General features: G+C 63.9%; 7 protein-coding genes. 5 read left to right on the top strand and 2 right to left on the bottom strand.

All coding sequences use genetic code 11. The annotated features are described in order from the left end of the window. The first annotated feature begins 259 nt into the window (after positions 1 to 259). The gene (locus tag KEM63_RS13215; RefSeq protein ID WP_223652380.1) at positions 260 to 742 is read left to right on the top strand and encodes a CinA family protein; all 483 of its coding nucleotides are present in this window, start codon (positions 260 to 262) and stop codon (positions 740 to 742) included. Here KEM63_RS13215 and KEM63_RS13210 read toward each other — a convergent pair. After that, entirely contained in the window at positions 739 to 1,854 is a 1,116-nt protein-coding gene (locus tag KEM63_RS13210) for a mechanosensitive ion channel family protein (RefSeq protein ID WP_223655886.1), read from the bottom strand. The two genes, KEM63_RS13215 and KEM63_RS13210, sit on opposite strands and share 4 nt — an antisense overlap. A 170-nt stretch (positions 1,855 to 2,024) precedes the next feature. Between KEM63_RS13210 and KEM63_RS13205 the strand changes: the two genes are divergently transcribed. The 4 genes from KEM63_RS13205 to KEM63_RS13190 all read left to right on the top strand — a co-directional run bounded on the left by KEM63_RS13205 (position 2,025) and on the right by KEM63_RS13190 (position 9,428). Continuing rightward, a complete protein-coding gene (locus tag KEM63_RS13205; RefSeq protein WP_223652373.1) occupies positions 2,025 to 2,564 on the top strand; it encodes a YaeQ family protein in 540 nt (179 codons plus the stop codon). Further along, positions 2,564 to 4,282 carry a single-stranded-DNA-specific exonuclease RecJ gene (recJ, locus tag KEM63_RS13200; RefSeq protein ID WP_223652371.1) on the top strand — a complete coding sequence of 573 codons (1,719 nt, stop codon included), beginning with the start codon at positions 2,564 to 2,566 and terminating at the stop codon, positions 4,280 to 4,282. The genes KEM63_RS13205 and recJ overlap by 1 nt, the downstream gene beginning before the upstream one ends. Positions 4,283 to 4,381: 99 nt before the next feature. Continuing rightward, positions 4,382 to 7,078, top strand: coding sequence for a cation-translocating P-type ATPase (locus KEM63_RS13195; RefSeq protein WP_223652369.1), 2,697 nt, complete (start codon positions 4,382 to 4,384; stop codon positions 7,076 to 7,078). A gap of 121 nt (positions 7,079 to 7,199) precedes the next feature. Next, positions 7,200 to 9,428, top strand: a complete 2,229-nt coding sequence (locus KEM63_RS13190; RefSeq protein WP_223652368.1) for a putative bifunctional diguanylate cyclase/phosphodiesterase — start codon at positions 7,200 to 7,202, stop codon at positions 9,426 to 9,428. A gap of 27 nt (positions 9,429 to 9,455) precedes the next feature. Here KEM63_RS13190 and KEM63_RS13185 read toward each other — a convergent pair whose 3' ends face one another. Then, complete coding sequence (locus tag KEM63_RS13185; protein WP_223652366.1) at positions 9,456 to 11,864, bottom strand: phosphoketolase family protein; 2,409 nt, start codon at positions 11,862 to 11,864, stop codon at positions 9,456 to 9,458. Positions 11,865 to 11,975: the final 111 nt, after the last annotated feature.

Below are 11,975 nucleotides of genomic sequence, written 5' to 3'. Positions count from 1 at the left end.
CTCGCCAACAGCAATCGACCTCGATCGAGGGCACCCCATGCACTCGAGCCAGACCGGTGCTGAGCACTGGGACTGGCGTCTTGAAGCGGGCGTCTAGGACAGGGAGAGCTGATGCTGCGAATTAATATTCGCTTACTTTCCAGACGGCCCGGCGCGTCGAAAGTTCCAGCGCCAGTCGCCCTTGGAGCTGTCTTTCCAGACCGGAACTTTGGTCCTTCGCGCCATCTCTGAATCTGCAAAGAGGGCAGAGGTAAATTCAATGGTCCGTATAGAAGATGTAGTCGGTTTTTTGATTAACCGCCAGATTTCCGTCACCACTGCCGAATCCTGTACGGCAGGACTGATGGCAGCGATGTTGGGTGATGTGTCCGGGGTGGGGCCGGCCTTCGAGCGGGGGTATGTGGTCTATCTGCCGGAGGCCAAGAACGACCTGCTTAACGTCAGTTACAAGACGATCGACGAGTTTGGCCTGTGCAGTGAAGAGGTAGCGCGGGAGATGGCCATCGGCGCGCTGCGCCATAGCGGCTCCAGCATGGCGCTATCGAACACCGGTGCTGCCGAGGCCGATAACGAGCTTGACGGCGTGGTGTGCTTCGGTTGCGCCGCGATCATCAACGGCCGGGAAAGGGTCATCAGCGAAACCCGGCACTTCGAAGGGAGTCGCAACGAGGTCCGCCGGGCAGCGGCCCGTTACGGGTTGTTGCAACTTCCCCGCTGGCATCGCCAGATGCTCGACTTTTAGACCGGCGGTTGCAGGTCAGTGAAGCGTCCTTCGCTGGTGTGCTGCGCTGCGTCCGAAGGTTGCGCGCGGGTTTCCAGGTTGGCGCGCAGACGCGGTAGCGACCCTGGATGATGGTGATTGATGAAGGCGAGCAGGTTCTCTCGCAGATAACAGCGCAAGTCCCAGTTGCGAGAGGAATCCCCGGAACTGGCCAGCACGCGCAGCTGCATGGCTCGCTCGTTACAGTCGGTCACCTGCAGCACGCATACCTCACCGTCCCATAATCCCGGCTCCTCCGCGCATAGGCGTTCCAGCTCGCGGCGCAGGGGCTCCAGCGGCAGGGAATAATCCACCCAGAAGAACACCGAGCCAAGCAGCGATGCGCTGTGGCGTGTCCAGTTCTGAAACGGGTTCTCGATGAAGTAGGTCAGCGGTACGACCAGCCGCCGGCTGTCCCAGATGCGCACCACGACGTAGGTACCGGTTATTTCCTCGATCCGCCCCCACTCGTTCTCGACGATCACCACGTCATCCAGGCGGATCGGCTGGGTGATGGCTATCTGCAGCCCTGCAATGAGATTGCCCAATACCGGCCGCGCCGCAAAGCCGACCGCCAGGCCGGCGAGACCTGCCGAGGCCAGCAGGCTGGCTCCGAACTGTCTGGCGCCGGGGAAGGTCATGAGCATGCTCGACACGCCGAAGATGATCACCAGCACGCACAGCGTCCTGACCAGGACGCGCGTCTGCGTCTGGATGCGCCGGGCCCGCAGGTTGTCACTGATGTCCACCGGATTGAGCAGCACTATGACCTGCTGCACCGCGCTCACCGCGCGAAGGCCCAGCCAGGTAAGCGTGGCGATGATCAGCAGTACCGTGACGTGGCGTAGCAACCCGATGAACGGGATGTCGTCGGAAGAGCCGGTCCACACCACCTGCAGGGCCAGCAGGGGTACCAGCAGCCCGATGGGCGCGCTGGTCTTCTTGGTAAGCTCTCGCGGAAACAGGAACGGTCGGGTCAGACGCCGCAGCAGTTTCAGCCCCAGGCGGGCGAGCACACCGAACAGCAGCACGGCGATGGACGCCGCAATCAGTACGCGCAGGATCGGATTTTCCAGGTTGGAGAGCCACTCCATGGACATGCGGACCTCTTCGAATGCCGGGCAAGCTCAGTGGACCGCGTTGCCCCGACGAGGGTTCACCGGCGAGGCCATTGGTCCGCTCTGATAGATCGCACTGCGGCGGCGCTGGGGTGGTTCGGGCGGCTGCGGTACACTGTGCCGCCCTGCCAAGCGAGACGTGGAACATGGCGCTGCAAGCGACCCCGTACAAGGTTAACCTCGAGCTGTCGGATACCGATCGCAACGTCTACGAGACGCTGCGCATGACCGTGGCGCGCCATCCTTCCGAGACCGAGCCGCGGATGACCGCGCGCATCCTCGCCTACGCACTGTGGTATCAGGAGCGGCTTGCTTTCGGTCGCGGCCTCTCCGATGTCGACGAGCCCGCGCTATGGCACAAGAGTCTGGACGACCGGATCGTGAACTGGATCGAGGTAGGCCAGCCCGACGCAGACCGCCTGACCTGGTGCTCGCGGCGGGCCGAGCAGGTCTCGCTGCTGGTCTATGGCAACGCCCGAGCCTGGAGCAGCAAGGTGCTGCCTGCCGTGGCCGGCCTGAACAATGTACATATCGCCGCGCTGCCGCAGGAGGCGCACGAGGCACTGTCGCTCGACTTGCCGCGCAGTATCAACTGGGGTGTGATGATCACTGACGGCGTGCTCTATGTGAGCGATGCCGAGCAGCAACATGAGTTGCCACTGGAGTGGCTGCAGGGCGAGCGTTGATGCGAATCGAGTCGCGAACACTGCCCGATGCGCTGCCCGAACTGGGTGCCATTGCTCCGCTGTTGAGACGGTTGTATGCAGCTCGAGGGGTGTGTTCCGAGCAGGAATTGAACCGCGGCGTCAAGGCACTGTTGCCGTTCGATCGCCTCAAGGGCATGCATCAGGCGGTAGCGGTGCTGCAGGAGGCGGTCACCCATAGGCAACCGATCATCATCGTTGGCGATTTCGACGCAGACGGTGCGACGGCCAGCTGTGTCGCCGTGCTCGGCCTGCGGGCGCTGGGCGCGGGGCGGGTCGACTATCTGGTGCCCAATCGTTTTGAATACGGTTATGGTCTCACCCCCGAGATCGTCGAGGTAGCACTGCAGCGTCAACCACAGGTGCTGGTGACAGTCGATAACGGCATTTCCAGCGTCGACGGCGTCGCTGCGGCGCGGGCGGCTGGATTGAAGGTGGTGGTCACCGATCACCACCTTCCGGGGACACAGCTCCCCGAGGCTGACGCCATCGTCAATCCCAGCCAGCCGGGTTGCGAATTTCCGAGCAAGGCGATCGCCGGGGTCGGGGTCATCTTCTATGTAATGCTGGCGCTTCGGGCTTCGCTGCGAGAGGCGGGCTGGTTCGGCCCGTCTCGCCCCGAGCCGAATCTGGCGGAGCTGCTCGATCTGGTGGCACTCGGCACCGTGGCCGACGTGGTGCCGCTGGATGCCAACAACCGGATACTGGTGCACCAAGGCCTCTGCCGGATCCGCAGCGGGCGTTGCCGTCCCGGCATCCGTGCGCTGCTGGACGTCGCTCGCCGGCCAGCCGAGCGGCTGGTATCCACCGATCTCGGGTTCATCATCGGCCCGCGTCTGAATGCAGCGGGTCGTCTCGACGACATGAGCCTGGGCATAGAGTGTCTGCTCACCGAAAACGAGAGCCTGGCCCGTGACATGGCCGCCGAGCTGGATGGGCTCAACCGCGATCGCAAGGCCATCGAGCGCGACATGCAGCAGCAGGCGCTGGCCTTGCTGGAACGCCCTGGTGTGGATGAGTCGGCGCTGCCGTTCGGACTGTGCCTGTTTCAGCCCGACTGGCACCAGGGCGTGATCGGCATCCTGGCCTCGCGGCTGAAGGAGCGCTACCACCGCCCGGTGATCGCTTTTGCCGAAGCAGGGCCGGGTGAGCTCAAGGGGTCTGCCCGTTCAGTCGCCGGGTTGCACATCCGCGACGCGCTCGACGCTGTAGCGGCGCGCCATCCTGGTTTGATCAGCAAGTTCGGCGGGCATGCCATGGCGGCCGGACTGTCTTTGCCTGCGGCACATTTCGAGCAGTTTTCGCAGGCGTTTGACGCCGAGGTCAGACGACAGCTGTGTGCCGAGGATCTGACCGGACGCCTGCTTTCCGACGGCGAGCTGTGCGCCGACGAGTTCACTCTTGAACTGGCCGCGCAACTGCGCGAGGCGGGCCCCTGGGGGCAGCATTTTCCGGAGCCGGGCTTCCACGGCGAGTTTTCGCTGATCCAGCAGCGTCTGGTGGGCGATCGGCATCTAAAAATGGTGCTGCAGCCCGCTGGCTGCGCTCAGCTGCTTGATGCCATCGCCTTTCATATTGATCCGGCGCAATGGCCCAATCCTTCCGTCAGGCAGGTTCTGGCCGCCTATACCCTGGACATCAACGAGTACCGCGGCAAGCAAAGCCTCCAGTTGATGGTCAAGCACCTGCAGCCTGTCTGAGTCACCCGCTTTTCTCGCTTCCGCTTGACCTGTGCCAATGCACGGAGGTCCGGGCCCGGCTTCAATGGGTACATTCGAGGAAGCGACGGGAGACACATCATGACCGATGAAACGCGCGAGCCGGCGTGGCATGCCCGGCCCGCCCCGGCTGTACGCGACGAGCTGGACGTGCCACCGCACGGGCTGAGCGGCGCAGAGGTGGCCGAGCGGCTGGCGCGGTACGGTGCCAATCGCCTGGCACCCCCACGTCCGCGAACGGTGTGGCAGCGGCTCAAGGCGCAGCTGAGCAATGTGCTGATCTATGTCCTGCTCAGCGCCGCACTGGTCACCGCGCTGCTCGGTCACTGGCTGGACACCGCGGTGATTCTAGCGGTAGTGCTGCTGCAAACCGTTGTTGGTTTCGTTCAGGAAGGCCGAGCCGAGCAGGCGCTGGCTGCCATCGGTCACATGCTGGCGCCACGGGCGCTGGTGCTGCGCGATGGCCAACGCCGCAACGTCGACGCCAGCGAGCTGGTCCCCGGCGATGTGCTGCTGCTCGAGCCGGGGGAGCGCATTGCCGCAGATGTGCGGTTCGACGAGGTTCACGGCCTCAGCGTCGATGAAGCGGTACTGACCGGGGAGTCCTTGCCGGTCGAGAAAAGCATCGAGCCGCAGCCTGCCGACGCCGCGCTGGCCGAACGTCGCTGCATCGGCTATTCGGGCACCCTGGTAACCGCCGGCACGGCGCGCGGTGTGGTCATTGCCACCGGACAGCAGACCGAGATCGGCCGCATTTCCGGTTTGCTGCACGGCGTCACGACCTTGCAGACCCCTCTGCTGGCCCAGATCAATCGCTTTGCACGCTATCTGTCGCTGATCATTGTCCTGGCCGGCGTGCTCGTCTTCGTGGCGGGCTGGCAATTCGGGGGTCGCCCTCTCGACGAGCTGTTCATGGCCGTGGTTGCCCTTACCGTGGCGGCGATTCCCGAAGGGCTGCCGGCGATACTGACCATCACGCTGGCCATCGGAGTGCGGCGCATGGCTGCACGCCATGCCGTGGTCCGTCGCATGCCGGTGATCGAGACGCTTGGCTCGGTATCGGTCATCTGTACCGACAAGACCGGCACCCTGACACGCAACGAGATGATGGTCGCCTCGGTGGTACTGGCCCGGCAACCGTTTGCAGTCTCCGGCGAGGGCTACGATGCCGCCGGGATGGTCGAGCCCGGTCCGGCCGGCGCGCCGCCGGACACCCTGCTGGCGCACCTGGCCCAGGCTGCGACGCTGTGCAACGACTCGCGGATCGAGCGCAGCAGCGATGGCATAGCGGTGGTCGGCGATCCGATGGAGGCTGCGCTGACTGTGCTCGGACAGAAAATCGGCCTGGACCCTCATTCCTATTCGATCCAGTGGCCGCGCCGGGATGAAGTCCCGTTCGATGCGGACAAGCGCTACATGGCCACCCTCAACCATGACCATCATGGACACAGCGCGCTGCTGGTCAAGGGAGCGCCTGAGCGGGTGCTGGCCTTGTGCGAATCGGAGCTGGACGCCCAGGGGCAGTCTCAACCGCTCGATCAGCAGGCCTGGCAGGACAGGATCGACGACCTTGCTGCGCAGGGCCTGCGGGTGCTCGCCTTCGCACGCTCGGAAGCGGCAGCGTCACAGCTCGATATCAACGAGGACCGCCTCGCCGACGGGCTGTCGCTGATCGGCGTGGTCGGCCTGCTGGACCCGCCGCGACAGGAGGCCATGGAAGCCATCGCCGAGTGCCGCCGTGCCGGCATACGGGTGAAGATGATTACCGGTGACCATGCCATGACCGCGCGCGCCATCGCGGCGAGACTGGGCCTGACGACCGGTGACCGGGTGGCGACGGGCAAGGATCTGGACATTCTCGATGATCAGCAACTGCTCCAGGTTGCCAACGAGGTGGACGTTTTCGCGCGGACCAGCCCGGAGCACAAGCTGCGGCTGGTGCAGGCGCTACAGGCTTCCCACGGCGTCGTCGCGATGACCGGAGACGGCGTGAATGACGCGCCCGCACTCAAACGGGCGGATGTGGGTATTGCCATGGGGCGCAAGGGTTCGGAAGCGGCGCGGGAGGCCGCGGATATCGTCCTGCTGGATGACAACTTCGCCAGTATCGCAGCTGCAGTCAGCGAAGGCCGAACCGTCTATGCCAATTTGAAAAAGGCCATCAGCTTTCTCTTGCCGATCAACGGAGGCGAGGCGGCGAGCCTGATCGTAGCGCTGCTGCTCGGCCTGACGCTGCCGATCACCGCCTTGCAGATTCTCTGGGTGAATCTGGTGAGCTCGGTGGTGCTGGCGATGGGGCTGGCATTCGAGCCCGCTGAGCCCGATGTCATGCGCAAGCCACCGCGCCCGCCAGGCGAGGCGCTACTTGACGCGTTTCTGGTCTGGCGCATCGTGCTGGTCGCCCTGCTGTTTCTCGGCGGAATATTTGCCAGCTTTCAGTGGGCGATCGGCCAAGGCTATACCGAAGAGCAGGCGCGTACCCTGGCAGTCAACACACTGGTCGCGATGGAGGTGTTCTATCTGTTCGCCGTGCGCTTCCTCAACGCACCGTCCCTGACCCTGCGCGGGGTGCTTGGCACCCCGGCGGTCTGGGTGGTGCTGGTGGCCATTGTGCTGCTGCAATCTGCGCTGACCTACATGCCGGCGCTTCAGGCGCTGTTCGGTACCGCGCCATTGGGCGTGTGGCCGCTGGTCCTGGCGCCCGTGTCCGGCTGCGTAGTGCTATTGGTGCTGGAACTGGAAAAGCGTGTTCGACGTAATGGGAGTGATTTCCATTGACGCCATACAGCGCTTTCGGTTGATATAGCGGGTCAAGACACAAATGCATACTGTGTCACACTTGCGCAGCTCGGGCCGACAAGGCAGGGAGCCATCGCTACGTTGCGTCTAGGAGTCGGTGGTGAAGGACCTGAAGAAGCGTCTGGAAGACATGCAGAGCAGTGTCGGCCTGAATCTGGCCGACGTTCAGCAGCGCCTGCGCCTGCTGCTGCTGGACGATTCGGCCACAGCCAGTCTCACGGAGCAGGTCGACGCGCTGGACAGCCTGCATGCAGACGTCGTCGACGCGCTGCACGACCATCTGCTGCAATTTCCCGAGCTGTCTCCTCAGTTGCAGCGGCCGGGCATGCTGCAACGCCTCAAGGACCAGCAGCTGCGGTACTACCGGCAACTGGTGCGTGGCCCCTACGATCTGCAGTATGCCCGCCTGCGTCTGCTCGTCGGACTCACGCACGAGCGTGAGCAGATCGAGCAAAAGTGGTATCTGGGTGCGTATCACTTCTACCTGGACTACATGCACGCAGGGTTGCGGCGGCGCTGGCCGCACGACCGGGATCTTGCCGACCGCCTGTTCGCGAGCCTGCTGAAAATCGTCTTTTTTGATCTGACCCTCGCTGTCGATACCTACTCTGCGGCAAGCGAGCTGGCGCTGGAAGACAGCCGCGCCCGCTATGCCCGCGCGGTGGAAGGCGCCCATGACGGAATATGGGAATGGAACGTCGCCGAGGATGAACTGGACATTTCCGAGCGCTGGTTGCGCATCCTGGGCCTGACCGGATCGCAGGCGCCCGGGACGCTGGCGCAATGGGCCGCGATGATGCCGGACGTGCATCGGACCGCGTTCAATGTGGCAATTCGCGCCCACCTGGCCGGCTACAAGCCCTATCTCAACATCGAATGCCAGATGCGCGATGTCGACGGCGAACTGACCTGGGTGCTGATCCGGGGGGTCGTGTCCGAAGATAAATACGGTGTCCGCCGGCTCGCGGGCTCGCTATCGGATATCAACCTGCGCAAGAGTGCAGAGCAGGACCTGGCGCACGCTACCTTCCACGATCCCCTGACCGGTCTGCCCAATCGACAGCGCATGAACCAGTTATTGCTTCAGGCGCTGCAGCGTCAGGCCAAGCCAGGCGCGAGGCATGCGTCGGTCCTGTTCGTCGATCTGGACCGCTTCAAGCTGATCAATGAAAGTCTCGGCCACCAGACCGGCGACAAGGTACTGGTCGAGTCGGCGAAGCGCATCGCGCGCTGCCTGCGCCCGGGCGATCACCTCTGCCGCTTTGGCGGTGACGAGTTTGTCGTGCTGCTCGACGACCTGGCCCAGGGCGGCGACGCGGAAATCGTCGCACGGCGCATCATGCAGGAGTTGCATGTGCCAATGCTCATTGGCGAGCACCGCCTGGTCATGACCGCGAGCATCGGCGTTGCGCCGCTCAAGGGGAACGGAATGGAGCAGGATGCGCTGCGCGAAGCGGACCTGGCGCTGTACCGGGCGAAGGCGTATGGCAAGTCGCAGCTGGCGCTCTACAGCGAAACGCTGCAGGAAGAGGTTCACCATCGTCTGACGCTGGAAAACGCGCTGAGCGAAGCCCTGGCGCGCGACCAGTTTCAGCTCTATTACCAGCCTATTGTCCGCGTCGAAAACGGCGTCACCCGGGTGATCGGCGTCGAGGCTCTGCTGCGCTGGTGGCAGGACGGCATGATGATCTCACCGGATGAGTTCATACCGGTACTGGAAGAATCAGGGCAGATCGTCGAGGTCGGAGAATGGGTGTTGCGCCAGGCCTGTCGTCAGGTAAAGGCCTGGCATGACAGCGGCCTGCCGGGCTTGCGCTGTTCGGTCAATCTCTCCAGTCGCCAGCTTCACGAAGGGGGGTTTGCCGCCCGGGTCGCCGCGGTGCTGAAGGAAACCGGTTTTCCGGCCAGCAGCCTGGTGCTGGAGATCACCGAAAGCCTGCTGATGCAGGACGTCCCCGACACGCTTGCCACCTTGCGGGAGCTGGAGAGCCTGGGGATTCGCATCGCGCTGGACGACTTCGGCACCGGGTTCTCTTCACTTGGCTATCTGCACCGCTATCCGCTGCACATCATCAAGGTCGACAAGAGCTTCATTACCCGCGCTCCGGACGACGCGCGACTCGGTGCGATCAGCCGTGCCATCATCGGACTCGGCCGGGGGTTGAGCATGGATGTGATCGCCGAGGGCATCGAAACGCCGGAGCAGATGCGCTTCCTTCATGATGAAGGGTGTCATTACATCCAGGGCTACTGGTTCAGTCGCCCGCTGTGCGCCGAGCAGATACGCCCGGTGCTGGTCAGTCTCTCCGGCGTCGACGAGACGGCCTGACTCGTCTCGTCCAGGTCCTCTGGCGAGTCAGGCGAGCAGGTGAGGATTCCCGGCGCCGCTGACCGCTGCCAGTTCAACGTCTTCCAGCCAGAGCGCGGGTTCGGTATTGCTCACCTGTGCAGCGGCTAAGACCACATGCGCCCAGCTGCAGCGATTGGCGAAGAGCATCCCTGCCTCATCGAGGGTGCCGCCACGGTTGATATAGCCCAGCACACGACTGCGCCGCGGATCGGGCAGCAGATTCATCAGGTGCCCGCGCAGTACCTCCGGGCGCATGTGCGTCAACAGAATTCGCCGGGTGAGCGCCGCGGGAAACAGTTCCTCCGTCAACGCGCCCGGCGCGGCATATTCGGCCTCATGTTCATCGCGCGGCTCGGCAAAACGCCCTGGCTCCTGCAGATACACCAGGCGCCAGCTGCCCCCGCGATCCGCCAGGCGCTGCGCTGCGCGCAGCATCTCGCCGAGCTGATAGGCGCCGTTGGCAATCAGTAGGAAGGGCTCGCCGGCACCCTCGTGAGTAGCCAGCGTCAGGGCGCCCTGATCGGCCAGCAGGCGTGCCTGATCGGGACTCAGTCGCATCGGTTGATCGCGCTTGGCAATGACCATGCAGCTCAGCCGTCCGCGCTCGCGGTACACGCCAGGCAGTACGGCAAGCGTGCTGTTGTAATCCGCGGGAAACAGTACGCGCATCACATCGTGTGCCTCGCCGAGCAGGGCCTCGCAGAAGGTGGTGTCCTGATGTGATTGTTCGTTCTTGCCGTTCTCCCATGTGTGGGAGGTAGCGATGACCGGAAAGCCCAGCCAGCGAGCAGGGCGGCCAACCTCTTTCTGATGGCGTGCGAAGATCAATTCCTGACGCACGGCTCCAAGCATCTTGACGCAAAAGGCTTCATAGCTGGCAACCAGGTTGAGGCCGGCCTTGTTGGCCAGGCACGCCGAGACCACAGCCTCTTCGTTCAACGCAGTGATGACCTTGCCGTCGACTGCCTCCAGATCGCTTTCCGGTTCGGCCACGCGGTGCCTCAAGGCCTTCAGAACACCGCCGAGTTTGTTGCTGGCAAGCTCGTCGGGGTTGCCGACGCGGGCCCGGAGTTCGGGATTGGTGCGCGTCAGCTCGGTGAAGAAACGATCGACGGCAAGCATCGCAGAAGTGGTTTCGTCGGACCATTCCACGCCCGGGATGAATGGCTCGTCCGGATCGCGACGTGCAAGCGCATGGTCGCGCTCCAGTGGCCTGGACTGCCGTTCGTGTGCGGTCAGTCGTTCACGCGCCAGCTCGAGCGACTCCGGCGCGACCCACAGCTTGCCGGCATGCTCGTTGAACAAATCGCGAGCGGCTTCATCGTGCCTTGGGTTGCCGGGCAAGGGCAGGTTGTGTGCGGCGTTCTGGCCGGCGCCATAAAAGCCGAAACCCTTGGTCGTCTCGGCAATCGCGTAAGGAATCGGCAGGGGATAGTTGAGAATGCCTGTGTGGTACTCCTGGACCCGCCGGGCGAGCCGTTGCTCCATCTCGTAGAGCGTGCAGACGAACGCCGCCGGGTCTCGGCCGTCGAAGCGAATCGGGTCGAAGCCGCAACGCGTCAGGTGATCAACGAAGCCATCGAGACCACGCACGGTACCGAGTTCGGTGCGCTGCTCGATCCGCCGGCCGTTGGCGATCATCACCGGCAGCGCGGCGCCACAATCTTCGGCGCGCCACCAGCGCGGAATCCAGTCACTGCCGCGTTGCTCTTCAGCCGCACCATCGGATAGGAACGCCACCAGTGTTTCACCGGGTAGCGGCATATGCGCATATTGGAGTTCTGCAAACCCGAGGTAACCGCCCTCGATGATGCCTCCGGCGGTGTGCGGGTTCACATGGCTGCCAAGCGGCGCGGCCGGTTTGCCATTCGGAGCCTGCACGTAACCGTAGAAGTCGCGCAGTAACTGAGTAAGCCCCTCAGCGCCTGCGTAGCGCTCGGCCTGCTCGGGATGCAGGTTGCCAGTGAGCACATTCAACGCGTCGATCGCCGCAACGCAATGGCCCTGGCCCATCAACCAGCTGCGGGTGGTGCCGGTAAGATTGTTCAACGCCAGGTAGGCTGCATAGCCGGGGACCATGTTCAGCGCACCGCCGGTATGCCCCTCGGGACGAGACTTGAAGTCCTGTGCAGCCAGTGGACTGCCGTCCATGTGCATACGTTTGGCGTAGGTCATGTGTGCGACCAGCCAGAGGCCGGCACTGGTCAGGTGATCAAGCGCGGCTAGCTGCTCATAGACACTCGCCAGATCCGGCTGCGACCCGGCCTGTACAAGATGGTGCGCCAGGCGGTAGACGGCAGCCTGGGTCATGGCGGTATGCTCGATCACGCCGTAGCCGCGGCGCCAGTCGGCGAAGGCGGGGCACTCGCTGGCGTGTTGATCGAGCGTGGGCTGGTCGGGTAGCAGCTGGGTCACGGCAGGCTCCTGTTCGGGTTCGGCAATGGATCTTCAGTCTAGACGCTCGGTCCGGTTTGGCGGCTGACCTGGATCAATGACATCGAATCGAACGCTGGCGCGTCCACTGCT

Origin of the sequence: Halopseudomonas nanhaiensis (genome assembly GCF_020025155.1) — a bacterium.
Lineage (GTDB): Bacteria > Pseudomonadota > Gammaproteobacteria > Pseudomonadales > Pseudomonadaceae > Halopseudomonas > Halopseudomonas nanhaiensis.
Note: the sequence above shows the minus strand (reverse complement) of the source record. Positions and strands in the feature narration are given on the sequence as shown.

Bases quoted from the DNA above. Each gene is read 5' to 3' on its own strand.
- KEM63_RS13215 (WP_223652380.1), top strand. From the start codon at position 260: ATGGTCCGTATAGAAGATGTAGTCGGTTTTTTGATTAACCGCCAGATT.
- KEM63_RS13210 (WP_223655886.1), bottom strand. From the start codon at position 1,854: ATGGAGTGGCTCTCCAACCTGGAAAATCCGATCCTGCGCGTACTGATT.
- KEM63_RS13205 (WP_223652373.1), top strand. From the start codon at position 2,025: ATGGCGCTGCAAGCGACCCCGTACAAGGTTAACCTCGAGCTGTCGGAT.
- recJ (WP_223652371.1), top strand. From the start codon at position 2,564: ATGCGAATCGAGTCGCGAACACTGCCCGATGCGCTGCCCGAACTGGGT.
- KEM63_RS13195 (WP_223652369.1), top strand. From the start codon at position 4,382: ATGACCGATGAAACGCGCGAGCCGGCGTGGCATGCCCGGCCCGCCCCG.